Consider the following 21,714-nt stretch of genomic DNA (forward strand, 5'->3'; position numbering starts at 1 on the left):
GAGAAATTGGTATTTAAAGCTCCATCCTCAAGGACTAATATGCACACATTCCATTTATGAAAATCCATTGCACACCATCAAAAAGGGGAAAGTAATGAACTTTACATACGTCAACCCAACACAAATCATATTCGGTCAGGGGCAAATTTCGTCAGCCGCGACGACAATTCCTCAGCAGCAAAAAGTCCTGGTTATTTATGGCGGTGGCTCGATTAAGAAAAACGGCGTTTATGATCAGGTTGTCGACGCCCTACAACATCATCAATGGACTGAATTTTCCGGGGTTGAGCCGAACCCAACCAAAGAAACTCTGGACAAAGCGGTAGCTATCGCAAAAGAACAAGCGATCGACTTTATCCTTGCCGTCGGCGGTGGATCCGTCATTGATGGTTCCAAGTACGTTGCGGCGGCGGCAAAGTATGACGGTGATGGCTGGGACATCATGACCCGGAAACACCAGGTGACGGAAGCCCTGCCGATTGGCGCTATCCTCACACTGCCAGCAACCGGTTCAGAATCCAACATGGGGGCGGTGATCACCAAAGCAGAGACCCACGATAAACTGCCGTTTATGTCTCCGGCGGTTCAGCCTAAGTTCGCCGTCATGGATCCAGATGTGATGAAAACCCTGCCTGAGCGTCAGTTGTTAAATGGTATCGTTGATGCCTGGGTTCATGTTTGCGAACAATACCTGACAATGACGGGTGATGCGATGGTTCAGGATGGCTACGCAGAGGTATTATTGCGTAACCTTAAAACTCTGGGTGAACAGTTCGACCAACGCGACAATGACACCTGGCGCGCCAATCTGATGTACTCCGCCAACCAAGCGCTCAATGGTTTGATCGGTAGTGGTGTGCCTCATGACTGGGCAACGCATATGATTGGCCATGAGTTAACCGCTCTGTGGGGCGTCGATCACGCACGCTCGCTAGCAATTATTCAACCATCGTTGTTGAGAAATCAGCTTGACGTGAAACGCGCCAAACTCGAACAGATGGGTCGCAATGTATTTGGACTGGCTCAATCCGCTCACCTAGCCGAGCAAACTATCGATGCCATAGAAGCCTTCTATCTTTCGTTGAACGTACCAACCAAACTGACGGAACATGGTGACGATAAAAACGCAGCCATCGAAGCGGTGATTTCCCAACTCGAAGCGCACGGTATGACCCAACTTGGTGAACATCAGGCAATCACGTTGCCCGTTTCGCGTAAGATCCTTGAAGAAGCCATCGCGTAAATTCAAATAAGTATGAATTATCAGTCGCTTTTAGCCACGTAAGCGATAAAATAAAAAGCAGTGTACAAAACGTACACTGCTTTTTTATTAACGGAGCACCTATGTGGCTGGCAATCGGACTCACAGCACTTATTCATATTCTATCTATTGATCGTGGCCCTAAATGGATCTTTTACCTGTCCAAACCAACACCCATAGTGTTGATGATGGCGGTTATCTTCCATTCCGATATTGCCTCACTGGGATACGCGCAGTGGATTCTTGCAGGCTTAGCTTTGTCCGCTATCGGGGATGTGTTTCTGATGCACCCTAAAGACAAGTTCGTCCCCGGTTTGCTGAGCTTTTTACTGGCGCATATTGCCTATGCCATTGGGTTTTCTGAGTTTGCCAACCCGCAAATCACTCACTGGATTCCTATCTTGTTGCTGTGCAGCGGCGTGATCGTGTTTCTTTTCCTGCTGCCAAACCTTGGCAATATGGCCATTCCGGTGGCCTTCTATATCTTGGTCATCATGGTTATGACATGGTGCGCGATGGAATACTGGCACGACATTGGCAGTCAGTCAGCGAGCCTTGCCATGATGGGGGCGTTCATTTTCATGTTGTCTGATCTAGTGCTGGCGATTGACCGTTTCCGCTCAACCTCAAAATTTTCCCGCCACGTCATCATGGTTACATATTACACAGCACAAGCTTTAATTACGCTCTCTGCGGTCGCGCTTTCTACGCGGGTTCTGACGTTTTAACCAGGTAGCGATAAATTAAATCATCGTATAAAACGCCGCCAATTTGGTAGGCGTTTTTCTCTCTCTCAAATAACTTAAAGCCACATTTTTCCAACACCTTACGTGAAGCGATGTTGCCGTCTGTGACGATCGCCGAAATTTTTTCTACCGGGAAATTTTGCTCAACATGCCTGACTAAAGCCACCAACGACTCGGTTCCATAGCCCAACCCGTGGGACTCCGGCAATAGCATATAGCCAATCTCGACATCCGCTTCGCCTTCTTCTGAAACGCATAATCCGGTTACGCCGATTGCTTTCCCAGACCATTGTTCACGAATAACCAGACACAACCAATGTTTTGATCCCCACTGCCAGACAGGCAAGCGTGACTCAAACCGACGGCGAATGTCTTCAACTTCCGGCTTATCAAATGCATATCGAATCACTTTCTCATCTTGATGAAGACGCTGAAACAATGCCCAGTCGTCCTTTGTTAACTGAGTCATAGATAGTCTGGCTGATTCAATATTGAGCATAAAATTCTCCGGTTATTGGGTATAGTCCTTGAGTGCCTGAGTTGACTGAACAAGCAATGTTTCCAGGCGGAAACGATTGACTGAATAGTCCTGGCATGCGGTTTTGCTGGCTTCGATATCACGACACAATGCCATCAGAGTGTTTAGACCCAGACTCGCCGCCGACCCTTTGAGTTTATGTGCCAGCGCTGTCACGCCATCCTGATCATGCCTGCAAGCGGACGCGTCCAGATAAGCAACGGTTTGTTTAGCTGTCGTCTCAAACATAGTGATGATTTCCTGAACTTTATCAAGTCCTAAAATACGAATATCAGAGTCAATCACCGAGGTATCCAATATTACATCATCATGGCTTTCATTGGGCGTGTTCTCAGCCCCTGCTGTTACGTAATTTCCTGCTAATGCTTGCTGGATAGAATTAGAAAGTTCATCTTTATCCAAGGGTTTGGGTAAGTACCCATCAAAGCCTGCTTCTAAGTAGGATTCCACCTCTTCACGAAACACATGTGCAGAAACAGCCACATACTTAGTGACAACGTCACTCGAAATGGACAAATCCATCTCACGCAGTTCTTTCAGCAACTCAACACCATTGATGTCCGGCAGGTTGATGTCTAGCAAGACAATATCAAAACGGTGAGCCACGAAGGCTTCTTTAGCCTGATGTCCATCTTCAGCCAGAGTCACGTCATGGCCAAGACTTGTCAAAAAGCCTTCAGCAACCAGACTGTTAACATCATTATCTTCTATCAGCAATACCGAAGCTTTCTTGTCCGCGCTATATGGCGTTTCCTGCTGTTGCTGAGAATGCCCCTGGGTCAGTGGAATGGTAAAGCCGAACCGACTTCCCTGACCCAGTTCCGATTCAACAAAAATCGCGCCGCCCATGGCCTCAACGATACGCTTACTAATGGCAAGACCTAATCCAGTTCCGCCTCTACTGGAGATACCACTTGACGCCTGGGTAAATGCGTCAAATAAGGTTCGTTGTTCTTCGGCTGAAATCCCTACCCCTGAGTCGCTAACATCAAACAATAACTGCCCTTGGTTATCTGGGTCTTCACTGATGTAAACGTCCACATAACCGTTTTCAGTAAATTTAATTGCGTTGCCAATCAAATTCGTCAGGACCTGGCTGATGCGTGTCCTATCCCCGAACCAATCATAAGCAAGTTCGGATTCCAATGTCACGGTCAACTCTAATCCTTTTTCTTCCGCTCGTCCTTTGTACAACTCGGCAACGTCAGTCACCATGCTGCGGAGATTAAAATCGTCTGGCCTAATTTCGAGATATCCGGCTTCAATTTTCGAATAGTCCAGGACGTCATTGAGGATAGCCAACAAGGTCTTGCCGCTGCGATTGATCACATCGACATAGTGACGTTGCTTCCGATCCAGCGAGGATTCCTGCAATAGACGCGCGGTACCCAATACCCCATTCATCGGCGTACGAATTTCGTGACTCATCGTGGCGAGAAACGCCGATTTTGCGCGGCTGGCCTGCTCCGCATCGGCTCTGGCCTTGGCGTGATTCGTCACTTCCTGATTCAACTGCTGATTGGCCTGCTGAAGCTGGCCGGTTCGTTCCGTTATCAACTCTTCCAGATGCTCTTTGTGTTGCAGCAGCTCTCGCTTTGCCTCCGCTTCACTTTCCGCCACGATCTTTAATGCCTGAGCGGTATTTCTGGCGGTGATAATCGTTCGTCCCATTTGCGCCAGTTCGTCATGCCCCTCAGCTTCAATATCCAATTTAAGCTGGCCTTTTGCGATGGATAACAACGCTTGCGAATACCGGTTCAAACGTTTAACCACTGAAATGTAAACCACTTTCCAGACAATGATGACCGCCGCCAACAGACCCGCTAACGTCAGCGCCAACAAAGCGATCTGAGCAAGCTGTAAGGTGCTTTTCAGTTCCGATATGGCTTGAGTTGTCGTCTGATTTGACGCATCCACCAATTGATTAACGGTGGTGTTAAGCGCTGAAAACTGCGCTAGCGTATCTTGCATTAATTGATGAAGTTGCTGCTCATTGTCATAGCGCTGCTGTAAAACATCAAACAACAGCTGCTTCTGTTCCAGTTGCCGCAACAATTGAACCATTTGCTGTGATCGAGTCGGATCCTCAACCGCCTTAACACGCCGCATCATGATAAGGAGGTTCTCAGAGAACGCCTGTCGAATGTGCTGAATGCGTGAAGCATCAGTCACAGTGCGAGTTTCCTCAATCTGATTGAGCATTTTAAACGCAAGCAGGTGCAATTCATGCAAACGTTCAGAAAGATCGAGATCGACTTCCACCAGCGCATCAAGGGCTTTATATGCTTCGGTGGTATTTTGCTTATCCAACAGATCATAGATGTGCGTAACATTGGCCACGGCAATAGTGCTGGTATTCAAAACCTGTGTGCGGGTCAGTTGCTCAAGCTCCAGGCCGATCTTACGCATCTCCTTCACTCGTTCATTCAGGTCTTCAGCAAGCTGAAGTTTTTCTTCCACCAACACTCCCAGGTTCGCCAGAGTATCAATGATGTTTTGCACATCGGCAGCCAGTTTATCGAGCAAACCGGCATCAAAAGAATCGGAACCCAGCGCACCGATATGTTCAAGGAGAGTTTGAAGTTGGCTGAACAAAGCGTCGCCGGATTGTTGACGCTGCACCTCGGTTTTTGCATTTGACAATACCTGAACCGACGCGATAATCCGGGAGCTTAATTCCGCGACCTGACGCGCTTCGATCATTGCCGGGATCGCTGAATTCACCACGTTGCGCTCTGTTCTGGCGACCGATGAAAAGCCAAACATCCCAACTAAGGCTGAAGATAATACCAGCAGCGCCATAATCAAAAAGGCGAACAACAATTTCCGACCGATGCTGGCTCTGGCTAATAACATTCTGAAACTTCACTTCTTTACACAGCGGGAATACGCTATATTTTTGCAGTGTTTACACTGCTATGCCAACGAATTGATCAATGTCTCTGACTAAACGCTCCTTTTCTTTCGTCGTAGGATGTCTTTTTATCTTACCGTCTCTACCGGCGTCGGCGACCACCTCCTCAAACACCGCATTTAAAATGTGTGCGCTCTATCCGCATCTCAAAGATTCCTACTGGCTGTCGGTAAACTACGGAATGGTCGAGCAAGCGCGAAAACTGAATGTCGACCTACGTGTGCTGGAAGCGGGTGGCTATCCGAATGAGGCAAAACAGCAAGAGCACATTCGTTTATGCGTAAAATGGAAAGCCGACGCCATTCTTTTGGGGACTGTAGCACCTGATTTGTACCGCGATACCTTAACTCAGCTCGCAGGGTCGACGCCGGTCTTTGCAACCATCAATAAGCTCAACCTCAATGATGCTGGTGTATCAGCGCTGAAAGGAGAAGTTGGCGTAGACTGGTATTCGATGGGATTCCAGTCCGGCCAATACCTGGCAAAACAAGCGGCAACCAAAACAGACGCTCTTCGGGTATTGTTGCTGCCAGGGCCTCGCTCCAGTGGTGGAACCAAACCGGTAATCGAAGGTTTCTATCAGGCCATAAAAAAGAGCCGTATCGAGATCGTCGCCACCGAATGGGCAGACAACGATAAAGAGTTACAACGCAATTTTGTGCAAAAAGCCGTGGAAGACGGAGCTATTGATTATATAGTTGGTAGTGCCGTCGCCATAGAGGCCGCCATCAGTGAGCTACGAGCTGCCGGAAAAGTTGACGAAATTGGGTTGGTGTCCACCTATCTCAGTCATGGCGTCTATCGTGGTCTGTTGCGGCACAAAGTCGAATTTTCGTCGACAGATAAAATGGTCGAACAAGGCCGCTTGTCAGTGATGCAAGCTTATGATTATTTGAGCGGGAATCCATTCTCCCCCGTTCAGGCACCCGACATCGCGCCCCTGACACCGGAGAATTTGGATGAGAGTGTGATCAGCGATTCGCTGTCCCCATCCAAATACCGGCCGGTGTTCCGGGTCAAACCCGAATCGCGTGACACATATTAGGAAAGTTAGGACAAGACATGAAGAAAACCGTACGTACAATGCCAGCCCACAAACATATTGCGTTGGTCGCACACGATAACTGCAAACCTGAACTACTGCGCTGGGTTGAAGAAAACAAAGAAAAGCTACAACGTCACTTCCTTTACGCAACGGGCACCACCGGCAGCATGCTGAGTAAAGAAACCGGGTTGGCGATAAAGAGCATGATCAGTGGTCCAATGGGCGGCGATCAGCAAATCGGTGCATTGATCTCTGAAGGGAAAATAGATGTGCTGATTTTCTTCTGGGATCCGCTGAATGCCGTACCTCATGATCCGGATGTAAAAGCACTCTTGCGTATTGCCAGTGTGTGGAACATTCCTGTGGCCACCAACCGAGCGTCAGCGAAGTTTGTTTTTTCCTCTTCTCTGCTCGAAGAAGAAGTCGATATTGAAGTGCCCGACTATCAAGCCTATTTAAGCGATCGTACCTGATACAAAAAAGCCCCTCGATGCGGGGCTTGTTTATTTCTATTTCTGTTTGATCACCGGGTAATCTCCGTCGAGTAACTCTTTGACAAAACTGGACCCGCTGGCCGAGTGCGTAATCCAGACTTTCTCTTTTGCCCGAGTCATTGCAACGTAGAACAAGCGCCGCTCTTCTGCGTGCGGGAAATCATCATCCGACTTGGTCAACGCCGCATCCAGGTGCAATGATTTCTCTTTGGCCGGGAATTGCCCTTCATCCACCGAAAGAATAATCACGTAGTCAGCCTCTTTACCCTTACTTGCATGGCACGTCATGAACTCTATCGATAGCAACCCATAGTGTTTTTGCCAGTCTGCCAACAACTCCGGTTTGTGGTAATGATTACGACCAAGTAACAACACGGTTTTCTTGCCTTTTGCGCTTCGATTCAGTTGGTCCAGAATCTTCTCAACATTGTTTGACGGTGCCGTATAGACTGCCTTGGCTTTCTGCTCCTTGTGACTGCGTAGCGCTTTTGGCAACTGAGCCGGGTTAGCCTGAATAAACTGATTCGCGACATCACCAATTTGGTTATTAAAACGGTATGTCGTATCCAAATAATGCACCGTCGAATACGGGAAGCGGTAATCGAAGCCGGTGGTCAGGTCGACATCAGAACCGGCAAACTGATAAATAGACTGCCAGTCGTCACCAACGGCAAACAAAATACACGGCTCTGTGTCTTTGCCTTTTTCACACAAGGCTTCAATCAATTCAAGTCGCTCTGGTGAAATATCCTGATACTCATCAATCATGATGTATTTCCACGTTGGACGATAACGCCCACGTTTCACATACTGAGTTGCACGGCGAATCATGATGTTGAAATCAATCTGGCCCGTCTCTTTAAGCATTTGTTGCCAGGCTTGATAGCATGGCCATACTAGGGATAATTCGCTGTTTAAGCGCGTATATTCCGAATGGCTGACCAGTTTTTCTTGCAGATCTTTCTTGGTCGCGCCCATTGCAGCCAATTGCATCATCTGTTTCTCCAGCCAGGCGATCAATTTCGGGTTCTCGACCTGACTACCCAGCTCGTCATCACCAGCCAGATAAGCAATTGGCCATTGAGAGAGATGCTTCTGCCAACGTTTAAAATTGGTTGGTGTCATCCAGTGCTTCTTCAGCCAATCGATGCACCAAGCTTTTCGCTGATTATCATCCACTGCCAGAGGGGAAACCACCACGCTCGTTTCTTCAACCTGATTCAGTATCTTAAGGCCAAGCTGGTGGAAAGTATTCACGCTGATACCGTCGGTAGACATACCGAGTTTATCGTCTAAACGCTGCCTCATTTCTTGCGCAGCATCACGGCCAAACGCTACCATCAGGATATCTTCTGCCTGTGCCAAGTGGCTTTGTAACAGATAAGCGACCCGTGCGGTCAACACACTGGTTTTGCCAGAACCGGCCCCCGCCAGAATCAGGTTATTATCGTCGTTCAGCAACACGGCAAACTGTTGAGACAGGTTAAGTGGTGAAGACTCCAGTTGCGAAAAGAGCACTTCCCAATTGGGACGCTCATTTTCAAGCCAAGTGTGGTTACGCTCTGATAAGGTTTCATCCGTGTCTTCAAGCCAGGGCGTCAGAGCAGCCATACGCTCCGGCATTCTCTGACATGCTTCAGCCAGAGACATATGCATGCCGGTCAAATTTTGATTCACGGTATCAATCCAGCGTCCAACACTCGAATGAGAAAGGAACGACGGCAAACGGCGTAGACGCGTCAGCTCTTCTTCCCATTCAGGGAGATGTTGTGACAACTGACGACACTGTTCATTGTGCCAGTGTTGGTACTTGGCTACCGCATGGCGGGCAAACTCTCGGCACTGACGCCAGGGCAATCCCTGTACGACCCAGGCACGTTGCACTCCGGTCTCTTCATGGGCGAAAAATTTCATTTCTCCCCACAGCAATCCCCTTTTGAGCGCCACTTTTCCGTTCCATACATTGAACGGAATCCGCTCTTCACTCATCGCAGAAGATAAAACAATCAGCTCGCTGTCGAGCTCAACTTGATGATATTCGTTTTGAATAAGGTACTTTGCAGTCTTATTAGCACTTAGCTGCATTACTTTTTTGCCTGTCGATTCGGTTGCCGTCATGATATAACAATCAGGATCAGGGATGAAAATTTAATGTCAATATTTGCATTGACGATTATATCTACAAACAGTCTCATTTTTTTATCTGTGTCAGTATGTTAAGCCCTCAATACGGGTTATTGTATAGGTTAGAATTTTTCAAAGTTGAGCCATTGTGAATTTTACCAACCAGTTGCGCCTTTATTGGGCAAATAAAACCATCAACTACTGCCTGCTTATTCTGATCACTCTGCTCGGCGTTGTCATTCCGGCATGGCATTTTCAGCTCGACAGAGAAATCATCCCGCTCATTCTCGGCGTCATTGCGGCGGCACTGGCGGAGAGTGACGCCAGTTTCACCGGTCGTCTGAAAGCGGTCACTCTCACCTTTGTCTGTTTTGGTATCGCGTCGCTTTCCATCGAAATACTGTTTAAGCTGCCTTGGTTATTCGCCGCTGGCCTTTTTATCTCAACCTTTGGTTTTATTATGCTGGGAGCCGTAGGCCCAAGATACGCCAGCATCGCATTTGGCTCCCTGCTGATCGCCATCTACACCATGTTAGGTGCCCATGAAAGCACCGACATTTGGTTTCAACCCGCGATGCTGCTGACGGGGGCAGCCTGGTATTACTTTGTTTCAATGATCTGGCATGCCTTCTGGCCTATGCAGCCAGTTCAGCACAGCCTGGCAAACGTCTTTGAGAAACTGGCCGATTATCTGGAGTCCAAAAGCCACCTTTTCCACCCCGTTAGCGAGTTGATTCCTCAGCCTCATCGTATCGCGGAAGCCAAGCTCAACGCTGCCACAGTGACCGCCTTGAACCAGTGTAAAGCCACCTTATTGAGCCGTTCAAAGCGTGGCCACGTTGATGGTGCCAGTGACCGTTTTCTTAACATTTATTTTATGGCACAGGATATTCACGAACGCGTCAGCTCCAGCCATTACCGCTATCAGGAACTGGCCAAAGAGTTTCAACGTTCGGATGTGATGTTTCGTTTTGAACATCTGCTGCAAACGCAGGCTTTTGCCTGTCGCGAAATTGCGCAGTCGATTCGCCTCGGAAAAGAATACCAGCATATGAACGCTTCGGTGCTTGCGTTAGATGAATTGCAAAGCTCGATGACCTATCTGCAGGAACAAAAGAATCCGCAATGGAAAAGTCTTCTGGCTCAATTAAGCTACCTGTTCAATAACCTTGCAACGGTTGAAAAGCAGCTCAACAACATCAACAACCCGGATGCAGAGAGTAAACCGGAAGAAGATGTACTTGATGACACCGAAGCGCACTCATTGAAAGCCATGTGGCAGAGAGTTCAGTCGAATCTCAACAAAGAATCCTTGCTGTTTCGCCATGCTCTGCGCATGTCTCTCGCGCTGACGCTCGGCTATGGCATTATTCAAGTATTCGATATCGACAGAGGATATTGGATCTTGCTGACCACACTGTTTGTCTGCCAACCCAACTATGCCGCGACACGCCAGAAACTGGTAGCCCGAATTGCCGGCACGCTGGCTGGCCTATTGATTGGGGTACCGCTGCTGACGTTTTTCCCGTCACAGGAAAGCCAACTGGTGTTGATCGTTCTCTCCGGCGTCATGTTTTTCGCGTTTCGTATCAACAATTACGGATTTGCGACCGGCTTTATTACTCTGTTAGTCCTGTTTTGCTTCAACCAGCTTGGTCAAGGTTTTGCCGTTGTATTGCCTCGCCTTGGAGATACGTTGATCGGTTGTGCGTTGGCCGTCGCCGCCGTGGTATCTATTTTCCCTGACTGGCAGTCGCGTCGGTTGCATAAGATCATGGCAGATGCGATTGGTGCGAACAAAGATTATCTGGCTCAGATCATCGGTCAGTACCGCATTGGTAAAAAAGACAACTTAACTTATCGTATCGCGCGTCGTTCTGCTCACAACAACGATGCCAACCTAACTAATGCCATCAGCACGATGCTGGCAGAGCCGGGGCGTTACCGCGCGGCGGTCGACGAAAGTTTTCGTTTCCTGACATTGAACCACGCCCTGCTCAGCTACATCTCCGCTTTGGGTGCCCACCGCACCCGAATCAATGATGAGGCCATACATCAATTAGTGCTTGATGCGCATCGGGCCATTCACCGACATCTGGATATTCTTTACACTCAGCTCAATGATCACTGTGATACCTGTGACACCAGTGATATCGACGATTCAGGTCTGGAAAAACGTCTTTCTGAGTGGCGCGACGAAGATGACAGCTCTGCTCGCATGGTGCTACAACAGTTGCACCTGATCCATCGAATGCTGCCTGAAATGCATTCTTTGGCCAGCAAATTCGCGGTCCGCGTAGACTCTCCGGGATCAAACAGTTAAGCGACAGGATCTTGTCTCTCTCACGAACCTTTGACATTAGTTGACATTACTCGGACAAAAAAACAGCGTTCGATACCTAGTATTAACTCAATAGTCATTTATTTGAAGGTGGGAGCATGGAAGGAGACATCTCTTACTGCGGTGAACGTGTATCGCGACACCGACCGATGCTGGGAGAGAGCAAGATGAACATGCAACAGTTTGAAACGTTGAAGAATCAACTCAAAGAACTGACGCCGCAACAACTGAAACAACTGCAGTGTGAAATCAGCAGCAATCTGTCACGCTCTGACGAAGGCCTGCTGACTGACGAAGAAATGTCACTTATTTCCAGCTTGTTTTCCTAATCAAATCTACTAGTTTATCAGTAGAGAGAAGGAGTCACGGTCATGTCAGTGTCTGCGGTTTCAAACAGCTACCCTATCCTACACAACGCTTTTAAACAGGCGGATGAAGCTGCGGCTGAAATCAACTCGGTAACAACCAGCTCGTCAAACGCTCTTGAATTCAATAAAGTCGATACCAAACCAGTTGAAAAGTCAGATGATGACCTCGCATCATCGTTGGTTAAACTTAATCAGGCAGAACTTTACGGTAAAACCGGAACCACAGTTAGGCAACGTGAGCGAGAAATGATCGGCTCTTTGCTGGACGTTCACATCTGAAAACTTCACACATTTGTTGCAAAACGTATTGTGCCCGTTGTATTTCGTCGTCGGTTCTCTACAATCACGACAAAATCGATTGATACCCAGTTTTATGCCCAAATTTTCTTCTGGCATTGTTAGCCAAACCTCGCCGCTTGCTCCACATACTCAACCAAACCGTATTCACCAATCCTTACAGAGTCGGAAACATGAGCCTGAGCGTAAACTGTGCCCTAGCCCACTACTCTCCGATAAGCATTTGGAAAGACGTTGGCGTATATTGTCAGAATTAACCGATCAGACAGTATTACTGGATAGCTTTACCCAAGCCCATTACGACGCCTATCAGGGAAACATTGAGCATTTCATCGGCACGGTCAACGTCCCCGTCGGAATTGCCGGTCCTTTGCGTGTCAACGGCCTGTATGCACAGGACGACTACCTGGTGCCGCTAGCAACCACCGAAGCCGCCCTGGTCGCCTCTTACCACCGTGGGGCCAACCTAATCACCGCTGCGGGCGGCGCAAGTGCCATGCTGATTAACGAAGGGGTGAGTCGCACTCCTGTCTTTGCTTTCGACTCTCTGGCCGATGCAGGTCTGTTTGTCGCCTGGGCGGTCGCGCAATACGAACAGTTCAAAGAGATAGCGGAAGCCACCACATCCCATGGTCAACTCAAAGACATGAACGTCAATATCGAAGGCAATCATGTCTATCTGGTGTTTGAGTATCTGACAGGGGATGCTTCTGGTCAAAACATGGTAACCATTGCTACCAATGCCGTGTATCGATTTATTCTGTCACACAGTCCAATCGTTCCGGTGGAAGCGTTTCTTGATGGAAACCTGTCCGGCGACAAGAAGCCAAACGCCCATACTTTGCGTTCTGTGCGCGGTAAAAAAGTGTCTGCGGAAGTGATCATTGCAGCCGAATTGGTAGAGAAATACCTGCATACCAGCGTTGCACGCATGGTCAGCTTCGCCAATAAGACCACCGTAGGCGGACTCCTTAGCGGTAGTGTTGGTATCAATGCTCACTACGCAAACGCCCTGGCGGCGTTGTATATTGCCTGTGGTCAGGACGCCGCGTGCGTCTCAGAATCGTCAATCGGCATCTCACGCATGGAAATGAGACAAGACGGCGCACTCTATGCCAGTGTTACGTTGCCCAATATCATGGTCGGCACAGTTGGCGGAGGGACAGGATTACCGACACAAAAGGCGTGTCTTGATATTCTCGGCCTATCCGGCTCAGGCAACGCGAGAGCGTTTGCAGAAGTCACCGCCGCCCTATGTCTGGCCGGTGAACTCTCCATCGTAGGCGCATTCTGCGCGGAGCATTTTTCCAGAGCGCATCATAAGCTTGCCCGAGGCCAGGCCAAGTCTTAAGCCAGTATCGGGCTTCGTGATATTCAAGGATGAATGTCACCGGGATAACAAATCTTCATTTCCAAATCGCTTTGTCAGTGCAATTTCAGAGCTTTAGACATATATTTTGTGTAACGTCCCTATAAAAACGATTTCCTATGGCGTCAGTAACCCACTCTATCGATAAATTAATTAACCTGTTGAAACCTGGCATGCGGTTGTCGGCTAAAATCGAATTCGGCCCAGACGACGAATACGCCTTCTCGTCACAATATATCGGTTGTAAGCCTGACGGTTATTTGTTGATCGATTTACCAATGAAAGCGCGTGAAGCGCTGTTAATGCGAAAACTGGAAAACGTATTGATTGTGGTTCGCGGTATCACTCAAACCAAGCTTGGTAACGTGATCGCGTTTAAAACTTCCATCCTGACTCAAACCAACAAACCTGGTTGCTTGCTGTTTCTGAGAATGCCACAGCACTTCGCCTCCAAACCAATACGAGAACATGAGCGCTATAACCTTCATATTCCCGCGACGCTCACCCATAACACAGTGTCTTACGAGTCGCATCTGATTGATTTTTCTGTTTCTGGCTGCGCTTTTTTTGTAAAGGGAGAGAACGAGTTAGAAACGCAGAGTATGATTACGGTAGACAGTGAATTGAACGATCTGCTCCCAGAAGATATCCGTTATCAAGTGGTCAGTATCAGCCGATATGCAAACGGGCACCGCTTGGGGATAAAGTTTGAACCCGTACTGGAAATGAGCGACGATCTTCGAACGTGCTTACTTGAAAAAGTCTATGAGCTGGAGTCTGTCTGATCAGCCGTGATAGAACATATTTTTATAATGCACAAACGCCTGATTCAACGCTTTTTCTTTAATCGGTTTGACAATCACATAGTTCGCCCCGGCAGTGAGAAACGCACGCTTGGTATCCATCATACCATCTGCGGTACAGGCGTAGATTGGGATGTCGAGATTCAAATCATCACGAATCATCTTCGTCGCTTCAATCCCCCCCAGATTGGGCAGCTGGTTGTCCATTAGCACCAGATCAATGTGAGGATTCTGCTTTAGATATTCAATCGCCGCCAAACCGTCTTTTACCCATATCACCTCCATCTTGTACTTCTTACAAAATGCCTGCGCAATGAACGCATTGGTGTGATTGTCTTCAACGAGTAAAACTTTTAATTGTCGGTCAAATAACAGCTCCTGATCGCTGACCTGCTCACCGGACTCCTCGACAGAGGAAGCAATACGCATTGGTGTTGGCAGTACAAGTTCAAATCGTGAACCCAGACCTAGCTGACTCGACACTCGTATCTCACCATCCAGTAACTCCATCAGACTCTTGACGATAGCCAGCCCCAATCCACTGCCACCATATTCACGAGTGGTGGTCGATTCAGCCTGAACAAACGGGTCGAAAATCGACTGCAACTGAGATTCTTCTACTCCAATCCCTGTGTCTTCTACCACGATGTTCAGTAGCGATTCACCCTGAGTGCTTTTACTGGCAGAGACATTCACATGCACTTGCCCTTCATGAGTAAACTTGACCGCGTTGCTGACCAGATTGAACAGCACTTGATTGAGTCGGACTTGATCGGTAAACAGCAGTACATCTTCACTCAGATCATTGCTGACTTTGAGGTCAATGTGTTTTTCAAGACACAAGGGAGAGAAGATCTTCTCAACCGATGTAAGTAACTCAACCAAACGGAACTCAGATTTTTGAATATGAAACTTGCCCTGCTCTATTTTGGAGAAATCCAGAATATCATTCAGAACTGCCAACAAGTGTTCACCACTGTTGCACAAAACATTGACCTGCTCGAGCTGATCGCTGTCGCGAACGGAGCTTTTCAGCAGTTGAGAGACACCCAAGATGCCATTGAGCGGTGTGCGTAATTCATGGCTCATTTTGGCCAGAAAATCTGCCCGCACACGAGCCGATTCTTCAGCCTCCTGACGAGCGGCTTCACTCTGTTTCTCTGCTTCAATCAGACTGGTGATGTCTTGCCCTTGTGTAATAATGGTGTGGGTTTTCCCCTGAATCAGGATCGGAGACAGGTTCCACCGGAAAACTTTGTTGCCGAGTGGCAGGTTGATACCCGTCAATGTCGCACCGGTATTACACATCTTGATTTGTGGCATTAGTTTGGAGACCAGCTGCTCGAACGTATCGTCGTCTTCTGAATCAAAATAACTGTGCGCAGCCGGGTTCATTTTTACCACCTGACCATCGCTGTCCCACAAGATAATCGGAGATAAAGAGAACTTGAACAAATCTTCAAAGCGCCGCTCTTGTTCGTACAAACGTTTAAACGCCAACTCCAGCGTCTGGCCAAATTGATGGAACTCTTCAACGTCCGACTCCGGAGAAGGCGCCACAATCTTGTTGTCGACCGCATCCTGAGTAAACGTCATCAGTCGGTCGAGTTCATCTGACACCCGCTTATTGAGCCAGAGCCGCGTAAGCGCCGCAAAGATAAAGATGGCAATCAAAACAACAGCAACCCAGAAATAATGACTACTGGCGAGGGCGGAAATCTGAGTGTTGTTCGTGATTGTATAAATGGACAGATACGTCGGTGTGGTGTTGATCAAAAGATCCGTTTTCGACACCACAAAATTGCGGTGCTCCGGACTCTGTGAGTAATGAGAAAGTACATCAATACCACTGTAGCCAGCCCGATTTGTGATGGTCGAGGCAATAACTTCTGAGCCAACCGACATGATCACATTGTCCGCTTTCGCACTGTCTCTTAATGTACTGACCAACCCATAATTGTTGTTCAGGACAATACCGATGTACAGCAACCCCATGACCTCTCCGGTATTCACGTCAATAATCGGCGTTTTTCTCAACATCAGATAACGAGTGCCAAGGGTTGAAGGCACCTGACTCAGATGCCAGTTGCTACTGACGGACATCGCTTTGGCCATCAAAGGCAGTTGCTTGGTATCGATACCGTAAAATTCATGGTTGGCGTCATCCCAGGCAAGTTTTCCATCCTGAATAACAAAACGGAAGTCCGGCACCAACTCAGGGACGGTTTGATCAATACTGGCGAAGAAGGCATCTAAAGTGTCGTAATGACGAGCTCGCAACGCGATGAGCAGGCTATCACTGCGGCTGTATGCATCTTGCTGAACCTGAAGTGCCGTCAGTCGGAAGTCAAAAAAGGATTGCACTAAGCTCGAGGTTTGCTGATTTGATCGTGCAACCTCTTGTGAGATGATCTGTCGGCTGACCTGATAGTTTTGAAACAATACCACCAGAATCAACAGACCATTAATGATAAACACCGAACGTGTGATTAACGCGGCCAGCCGGTTACGCTTCGGCATCCTTTTTAGACTGAACTTCATGTATTAGTTATCTGAGTAACGAAATGCTCTCGCTTTCAGTTTGTTGATGCGTTGTGCTTTATCTTCAGACGTCACCAATTCAAAATCACCGGAGTAGGCATGAGGTACCGCTTTGCCTTCCAGATCCCATTTGATGGCTTCTGCCATCGCGATACCTGTATCATCGTTCATCCGCATCACCGTGACGTCTAAATCGCCCTTTGCCAGCGCATCCAGTTCAGCAGAGCCGCCGCCCCAACCATTCAGAACGATGTCCTGACGACCAAGATCTTTGAGTGCATCCGCTGCGCCAAGAGCCACATCGGTAGAGCATGCATAAATGAATTTGATGTTCGGATCTTTCTGCACAGCAAGCTTGGCCGTGCTGTAACCGCTTTCTCTGGTCGCCTGTGTGTAAAACGACGAACTGAGCGTGTAGTGATGGACTTTGCTCATGGCTTCAATAAACGTATCGCCTCGCGCATCACTCACATAACCTTCCGAAAAATACAAAACGGAATAAGAGGTGTCCTCGGGGAAACGCTTGAGAAAGTACTGCTCTAACACTTCTGTGCCGCGTAAGTGATCAAAACCAACGTAGAGAAACGGCTGACGTCCATCCCAGTTCCTGACGGGAGTCGTGATGTTTTGCAGAATCAGCTTAGTGTCCGTCGAGCCCAATACGTGCTCAACAAACTTACGGTGCCGGGTCGTGTCTAAGGTGAAGATCAGATAGTCTGATTTGTTTTTTACGGCTTCCATCAACGATAAGCTTTGCTGACGGACATCAATATTTGGTCGGGTAAATACCTGATTGATTTGGTAAGGGATGCCCAACTTTTCCATACGCATCTCAAATGCTTTGATATTACGCACCCAATAATCGGAGATCTGCTGCCCTGGATAAACAACGGAGATTTTGATCGGTTGATCGACCGTTGCCGCTAGCGGCACGGGACGCTCACGTACAACGTCCACCAACTGACTGGTCAACGATTTTTGGCGTGGATTGGAATCAAGATAATCCTGATATTGCCAGTAATCGTTGAGAATTTGGGCTGGATTAGAAAAAGTCGGTGAAGAAAATGAGGCTACAGCGGCCAAAGTTATTATTTTGCGTTTTAGCATTGACGTCCTCTTTACGGGTGCAACCGGCCTATCCCACCGGAGAAAGCTACCGCTTTTCATTTATTGTTGAGACGACCAGACAAGAGTGCAATAACCCTATAAAAATTATAGAAATAACGACACTCATGTGCTCACTTAAACTTTAAGTATGGCCTGTCAATACAGAGCTGCAAAGTGAAAATTCGCAAAAGTGAATCACATGCTCAAGTTCTGGGCACTGTGCCACTTTTCTCGACGTAAATGATGAGGAAAGCCACGAGAGAAAGGTGCAATTGATTTTATAATTAACTGAAATAATTAATAAAATTAACCTTTCCCGAACAGATAGATAAGGTATTTATATTAACCCAAGGCACGATAAGGTTACCTGCCCGGTCACCAGTTGTTCTTTTTGCGCTTTAGAAAGTTGCTTGATAGCGTATTCAATTTTGAGCGCTTCGCTCCGTGAATCCGTCAGCTTAACACTCCATTCGAGTGTTAACGGGCCACGACCTTTTAACGCCTTGGCCCCTTGTCCACGACTGTGCTGATCAAAACGTCTGTCGACATCGGTCGTAATGCCGCAATACAGCGCATTAGCTTGCGTTCTGATCAGGTAGATATACCACAGACTCGACATTTATTGTGTCAGTGCGTTGACCAGTTCACGCAACTCACTGACTTCAGCCTGAAGTTCAGAAACTTGCTGCTCAAGCGATTCAATTCGCTCTTCGTGTACACTTGCTGACGCTGTTGGTTGGTGTCCACCCGACTGAACTTGCAACGCTTCTACATCCACCTCACCACAGAACAAATGTTGATAGCGCGATTCCCGTTTGCCAGCTTCACGAGGCAATTTGACCACCAGGGCACCCGCTTCACGACCGGCCATCGCCTCTAACACAGCTTCCACTTCTTTCACATCATTAAAGTGGCACAAACGATTAGTTCGGGTACGCAGTTCACCAGGCGTTTGCGCTCCGCGAAGTAGCAAGCAGCACACGATCCCTTTTTCTTGCTCATTAAGTTTAAGATCACCAAATTCGGTGTTGCAGAAGCGATGTTGAAACTTATTTGCGCGACTGTTAAAGCCACTTTCATCACTCACCAGACGGCGCGAAATCAACGCTTCGACGGCATCCTGAACATCAGCGTCAGACAGCGACATCACTGGATCACGGTTGCTTTTCTGGTTACAGGCTGTTGTCAGGCTGTTTAGGGTGAGTGGGTAGTAGTCCGGCGTCGTGACTTCTTTTTCTATCAGACAACCAATAATTCTGGCTTCAACTGCGCTTAGTTCGATATTCATGGTTCAATCCTTATTCTTCTTTCACCACTTCGCGTCTAATGCTCGCCAAGCAGCGGGACTTTACGCAACTGTCCGTCCTCATCAACAATGACGATGGTCGCTCGATTGAGCTCTATCTCCGTCACCTCCTGACGAGTCCTTTCTGTTTTATAAGCATCGCTCAGCTTTCTGGATTTGTTAGCCGGAGTGGGATTTTTTTCAGATTTGGGAACAATGATCTCTGAGGTCAACATCACTCATTCACATCAGTGTCATTACTAGGAGCCCTAATATAGCGCTACCTCCGACAGAAACAAGTGTTTGCGTGTGAAACACGCTGACTTGCTGATGTTTTAAACAATTCCTTAGTTTCTCGCCTATCGCATGGCATATAAAAGTTGTAAACAACCGCGGCTCTCAACGCTATTGATATAAAGAGTATGTATAGAAAAAGGCAAACCTGCATCAGATCACAGAATTACCGCCCTGCAGATTTTAGTTTTAGCCCGAAGTTATCTGTTTAACTTCATCTTTTTGCTTTTCGAATACACCACTTACGGCTTGTTCAACTAAAAGAGCCGCAGGAATCATTATGATAATGACAAAAACAGGAAGTGACGCTCCACGTGTTGATTCTCCAGCCGTTTGGAGATCTTCAGACACAGCGTGGATGCTTGGTTTGTACGGTACGGCCATCGGCGCAGGCGTGTTGTTTCTGCCGATAAACGCGGGGATCGGTGGGCTGATGCCGCTGTTAATGATGGCGGTACTGGCCTTCCCATTAACGTATTTTTCTCACCGCGGACTCGCGCGGTTTGTGTTATCCGGCAGTCAACAGAGCAACGACATCACCGAAGTGGTTGAAGAGCATTTCGGTGCGCGAGCCGGTAAACTGGCCGCCCTACTCTATTTTATCTCGATTTTTCCCATACTATTGGTTTATGGAGTATCTCTGACGAATACCGTTGAGAGTTTCATGACACACCAAATGGGAATGATTGCTCCCCCTAGAGTTGTGCTTTCGGTCACCTTGCTTGCTGGTGTCATCGGCATAGTACGTTTTGGTGAAGAAATCATTGTTCGAGTAATGGGAGTGCTGGTGTACCCATTTGTCGCGGTTTTGATGTTATTGGCGGTGTATCTGATCCCTCATTGGAATGGTGAACTGTTTTCGACGTCATCTATCGTGGCATCCGCAGCCAGCGGAAAGCTAGGTATGACATTGTGGCTCGCCATCCCTGTTATGGTCTTTTCCTTTAGCCACGTACCCATCATTTCTGCGTTCGCGAAGTCCAAACGGAAAGAATATGGCCCGTCGCTGGTGGATCAAAAGTGCTGTGCGATTCTCAAACGTGCACACTTTATGATGGTGGTCACGGTAATGTTCTTTGTCTTCAGTTGCTTATTGACGCTGTCACCAGAGCACCTGCTAGAAGCCAAACAACAAAATATCACGATACTTTCGTATCTCGCCAATCATCTGGGTACGCCATTGATCGGTGTGGCAGCGCCGATCATTGCTTTCGTGGCGATCACCAAATCCTTTCTGGGCACATATATTGGTGCTAAAGAAGGCTTTGTCGCTCTGGTGAATCGAACACCCCGTATTAAAAATCAACCTTTGAAAGAAAATCAATTAAATGACCTTGCCGCTCTTTTTATTTTACTCTCGGTTTGGTTTGTTTCTACATGGAATCCTTCTGTACTAGGGATGATAGAAATGATTAGCGGGCCGATTCTGTCATTAATATTATTTCTTCTTCCTATGTATGCTATTCACAAGTTACCTTCACTAAAAAAACACAGAAATAAAAACAGTAACACTTTCGTTATTTTAATAGGCATTGCGGCTCTATCTTCAACGTTATACAGCCTGATATAATTAATAAACCAAACGCTCAACACAAGAACTTTCACATAAACATAAATACCTTGTTCTGCGCCACTGTTTATTCCGTTCGCAGAACAAGGATGGGTGAATTAATATGGCTCGTTCAACAACACTCCCTACGCAATTATCAACCACCACCTGGCGACAATCCGACACTATGTGGATGCTCGGACTCTATGGCACCGCCATTGGCGCTGGTGTACTCTTCCTTCCCATCAATGCGGGGGGAGGAGGATTACTTCCGTTACTGATAATGGCGATCCTCGCCTTTCCAATGACATTTCTGCCATCATATACAACCTGGGCACTCTGTTCTAAAGGTGCAAAAAGCCGCGTTCAGCGGCTTTTTTATTATCCATTTAACAATACCGATTTTTGGGCAAAAAAAAACCAGCCTCGTTAGAGGCTGGAAAAGATAATATTTCGCCAGATTAGACAAATTTTAAATGATTACACTTATACGAGAAATTTCCTAAAATAGGAAGGTTTTCAAGTCGGTTGCTCTTAAGAGACATTATATGGTGTCAAATAAAACCCCTTCAGAACAGTTCTATAATTACATATTAAACTCAATAAAATGTCAGAATAAAGTCATGAGACAACAAATA

At 47.5% G+C, this 21,714-nt stretch carries 18 protein-coding genes and 1 pseudogene; 11 read left to right on the forward strand and 8 right to left on the reverse strand.

Annotated features, from left to right (window positions below):
• The first annotated feature begins 94 nt into the window (after nucleotides 1-94).
• Together CAG64_RS17355 and CAG64_RS17360 are read left to right on the forward strand one after the other, a co-directional pair.
• Complete coding sequence (locus tag CAG64_RS17355) at nucleotides 95-1,243, forward strand: iron-containing alcohol dehydrogenase (protein ID WP_161448971.1); 1,149 nt, start codon at nucleotides 95-97, stop codon at nucleotides 1,241-1,243.
• A 101-nt stretch (nucleotides 1,244-1,344) separates the two neighbouring features.
• On the forward strand, nucleotides 1,345-1,989 hold the full coding sequence (locus tag CAG64_RS17360) for a lysoplasmalogenase (protein WP_161448973.1): 645 nt from the start codon (nucleotides 1,345-1,347) through the stop codon (nucleotides 1,987-1,989).
• Here CAG64_RS17360 and CAG64_RS17365 read toward each other — a convergent pair.
• Nucleotides 1,967-2,506, reverse strand: a complete 540-nt coding sequence (locus tag CAG64_RS17365) for a GNAT family N-acetyltransferase (RefSeq protein WP_021705249.1) — start codon at nucleotides 2,504-2,506, stop codon at nucleotides 1,967-1,969. The genes CAG64_RS17360 and CAG64_RS17365 overlap by 23 nt on opposite strands.
• Nucleotides 2,507-2,518: 12 nt before the next feature.
• Entirely contained in the window at nucleotides 2,519-5,401 is a 2,883-nt protein-coding gene (gene torS / locus CAG64_RS17370) for a TMAO reductase system sensor histidine kinase/response regulator TorS (protein ID WP_161448975.1), read from the reverse strand.
• Between the two features lie 80 nt (nucleotides 5,402-5,481).
• Here torS and torT point away from each other — a divergent pair, with 80 nt between their 5' ends.
• Both torT and CAG64_RS17380 read left to right on the forward strand, forming a co-directional pair.
• A complete protein-coding gene (torT, locus tag CAG64_RS17375; protein ID WP_161448977.1) occupies nucleotides 5,482-6,504 on the forward strand; it encodes a TMAO reductase system periplasmic protein TorT in 1,023 nt (340 codons plus the stop codon).
• Nucleotides 6,505-6,521: 17 nt separating this feature from the next.
• The gene (locus CAG64_RS17380; RefSeq protein ID WP_161448979.1) at nucleotides 6,522-6,977 is read left to right on the forward strand and encodes a methylglyoxal synthase; all 456 of its coding nucleotides are present in this window, start codon (nucleotides 6,522-6,524) and stop codon (nucleotides 6,975-6,977) included.
• 36 nt (nucleotides 6,978-7,013) lie between these two features.
• Here CAG64_RS17380 and helD read toward each other — a convergent pair whose 3' ends face one another.
• Complete coding sequence (helD, locus tag CAG64_RS17385) at nucleotides 7,014-9,083, reverse strand: DNA helicase IV (protein WP_021705245.1); 2,070 nt, start codon at nucleotides 9,081-9,083, stop codon at nucleotides 7,014-7,016.
• 187 nt (nucleotides 9,084-9,270) lie between these two features.
• On the opposite strand from helD, the gene yccS reads away from it, so the two are divergent.
• The 5 genes from yccS (at nucleotide 9,271) to CAG64_RS17405 (ending at nucleotide 14,282) form a co-directional block, all read left to right on the forward strand.
• The gene (gene yccS, locus CAG64_RS17390; protein WP_161448981.1) at nucleotides 9,271-11,445 is read left to right on the forward strand and encodes a YccS family putative transporter; all 2,175 of its coding nucleotides are present in this window, start codon (nucleotides 9,271-9,273) and stop codon (nucleotides 11,443-11,445) included.
• A 116-nt stretch (nucleotides 11,446-11,561) separates the two neighbouring features.
• Nucleotides 11,562-11,792 carry a hypothetical protein gene (locus tag CAG64_RS23695; RefSeq protein ID WP_021705243.1) on the forward strand — a complete coding sequence of 77 codons (231 nt, stop codon included), beginning with the start codon at nucleotides 11,562-11,564 and terminating at the stop codon, nucleotides 11,790-11,792.
• 42 nt (nucleotides 11,793-11,834) lie between these two features.
• Complete coding sequence (locus CAG64_RS17395) at nucleotides 11,835-12,110, forward strand: hypothetical protein (RefSeq protein WP_021705242.1); 276 nt, start codon at nucleotides 11,835-11,837, stop codon at nucleotides 12,108-12,110.
• 94 nt (nucleotides 12,111-12,204) lie between these two features.
• Nucleotides 12,205-13,479: a hydroxymethylglutaryl-CoA reductase gene (locus tag CAG64_RS17400; RefSeq protein WP_161448983.1), complete on the forward strand. Its 1,275-nt coding sequence runs from the start codon at nucleotides 12,205-12,207 to the stop codon at nucleotides 13,477-13,479.
• A gap of 137 nt (nucleotides 13,480-13,616) precedes the next feature.
• Nucleotides 13,617-14,282, forward strand: a complete 666-nt coding sequence (locus CAG64_RS17405; protein WP_021705240.1) for a PilZ domain-containing protein — start codon at nucleotides 13,617-13,619, stop codon at nucleotides 14,280-14,282.
• Here the strand turns inward: CAG64_RS17405 and luxQ are convergent, their stop codons facing one another.
• From luxQ to CAG64_RS17430, 5 genes are all read right to left on the reverse strand, one after another.
• Nucleotides 14,283-16,841, reverse strand: coding sequence for a quorum-sensing autoinducer 2 sensor kinase/phosphatase LuxQ (luxQ, locus tag CAG64_RS17410; RefSeq protein ID WP_161448985.1), 2,559 nt, complete (start codon nucleotides 16,839-16,841; stop codon nucleotides 14,283-14,285).
• A gap of 3 nt (nucleotides 16,842-16,844) precedes the next feature.
• Nucleotides 16,845-17,948 (reverse strand): autoinducer 2-binding periplasmic protein LuxP, encoded by a 1,104-nt coding sequence (locus tag CAG64_RS17415; RefSeq protein ID WP_161448987.1) that lies wholly within the window; start codon nucleotides 17,946-17,948, stop codon nucleotides 16,845-16,847.
• A 337-nt stretch (nucleotides 17,949-18,285) separates the two neighbouring features.
• The gene (locus CAG64_RS17420; RefSeq protein WP_161454615.1) at nucleotides 18,286-18,567 is read right to left on the reverse strand and encodes a GIY-YIG nuclease family protein; all 282 of its coding nucleotides are present in this window, start codon (nucleotides 18,565-18,567) and stop codon (nucleotides 18,286-18,288) included.
• Nucleotides 18,568-19,236 carry a YceH family protein gene (locus tag CAG64_RS17425; RefSeq protein ID WP_161489025.1) on the reverse strand — a complete coding sequence of 223 codons (669 nt, stop codon included), beginning with the start codon at nucleotides 19,234-19,236 and terminating at the stop codon, nucleotides 18,568-18,570.
• 35 nt (nucleotides 19,237-19,271) lie between these two features.
• On the reverse strand, nucleotides 19,272-19,469 hold the full coding sequence (locus CAG64_RS17430) for a hypothetical protein (RefSeq protein ID WP_021705235.1): 198 nt from the start codon (nucleotides 19,467-19,469) through the stop codon (nucleotides 19,272-19,274).
• Nucleotides 19,470-19,807: 338 nt separating this feature from the next.
• Here CAG64_RS17430 and CAG64_RS17435 point away from each other — a divergent pair, with 338 nt between their 5' ends.
• Both CAG64_RS17435 and CAG64_RS17440 read left to right on the forward strand, forming a co-directional pair.
• Nucleotides 19,808-21,097, forward strand: coding sequence for an HAAAP family serine/threonine permease (locus CAG64_RS17435; RefSeq protein WP_161489026.1), 1,290 nt, complete (start codon nucleotides 19,808-19,810; stop codon nucleotides 21,095-21,097).
• A gap of 103 nt (nucleotides 21,098-21,200) precedes the next feature.
• Nucleotides 21,201-21,389 (forward strand): annotated as a pseudogene (locus tag CAG64_RS17440) (HAAAP family serine/threonine permease); the annotation flags it as partial.
• Between the last annotated feature and the right edge of the window lie 325 nt (nucleotides 21,390-21,714).

This window comes from Vibrio sp. V38_P2S17PM301, assembly GCF_009904845.1.
In the GTDB taxonomy this organism is placed as follows: domain Bacteria; phylum Pseudomonadota; class Gammaproteobacteria; order Enterobacterales; family Vibrionaceae; genus Vibrio; species Vibrio proteolyticus.

Excerpts from the sequence above, each read along its gene's own strand:
- CAG64_RS17400 (WP_161448983.1), top strand. The coding sequence starts at position 12,205 with ATGCCCAAATTTTCTTCTGGCATTGTTAGCCAAACCTCGCCGCTTGCT.
- CAG64_RS23695 (WP_021705243.1), top strand. The coding sequence starts at position 11,562 with ATGGAAGGAGACATCTCTTACTGCGGTGAACGTGTATCGCGACACCGA.
- CAG64_RS17415 (WP_161448987.1), bottom strand. The coding sequence starts at position 17,948 with ATGCTAAAACGCAAAATAATAACTTTGGCCGCTGTAGCCTCATTTTCT.
- CAG64_RS17420 (WP_161454615.1), bottom strand. The coding sequence starts at position 18,567 with ATGTCGAGTCTGTGGTATATCTACCTGATCAGAACGCAAGCTAATGCG.
- CAG64_RS17360 (WP_161448973.1), top strand. The coding sequence starts at position 1,345 with ATGTGGCTGGCAATCGGACTCACAGCACTTATTCATATTCTATCTATT.
- torS (WP_161448975.1), bottom strand. The coding sequence starts at position 5,401 with ATGTTATTAGCCAGAGCCAGCATCGGTCGGAAATTGTTGTTCGCCTTT.
- CAG64_RS17395 (WP_021705242.1), top strand. The coding sequence starts at position 11,835 with ATGTCAGTGTCTGCGGTTTCAAACAGCTACCCTATCCTACACAACGCT.
- CAG64_RS17365 (WP_021705249.1), bottom strand. The coding sequence starts at position 2,506 with ATGCTCAATATTGAATCAGCCAGACTATCTATGACTCAGTTAACAAAG.
- torT (WP_161448977.1), top strand. The coding sequence starts at position 5,482 with ATGTCTCTGACTAAACGCTCCTTTTCTTTCGTCGTAGGATGTCTTTTT.
- luxQ (WP_161448985.1), bottom strand. The coding sequence starts at position 16,841 with ATGAAGTTCAGTCTAAAAAGGATGCCGAAGCGTAACCGGCTGGCCGCG.
- helD (WP_021705245.1), bottom strand. The coding sequence starts at position 9,083 with ATGCAGCTAAGTGCTAATAAGACTGCAAAGTACCTTATTCAAAACGAA.
- CAG64_RS17405 (WP_021705240.1), top strand. The coding sequence starts at position 13,617 with ATGGCGTCAGTAACCCACTCTATCGATAAATTAATTAACCTGTTGAAA.
- CAG64_RS17355 (WP_161448971.1), top strand. The coding sequence starts at position 95 with ATGAACTTTACATACGTCAACCCAACACAAATCATATTCGGTCAGGGG.
- CAG64_RS17435 (WP_161489026.1), top strand. The coding sequence starts at position 19,808 with ATGATAATGACAAAAACAGGAAGTGACGCTCCACGTGTTGATTCTCCA.
- CAG64_RS17380 (WP_161448979.1), top strand. The coding sequence starts at position 6,522 with ATGAAGAAAACCGTACGTACAATGCCAGCCCACAAACATATTGCGTTG.
- CAG64_RS17430 (WP_021705235.1), bottom strand. The coding sequence starts at position 19,469 with ATGTTGACCTCAGAGATCATTGTTCCCAAATCTGAAAAAAATCCCACT.
- CAG64_RS17425 (WP_161489025.1), bottom strand. The coding sequence starts at position 19,236 with ATGAATATCGAACTAAGCGCAGTTGAAGCCAGAATTATTGGTTGTCTG.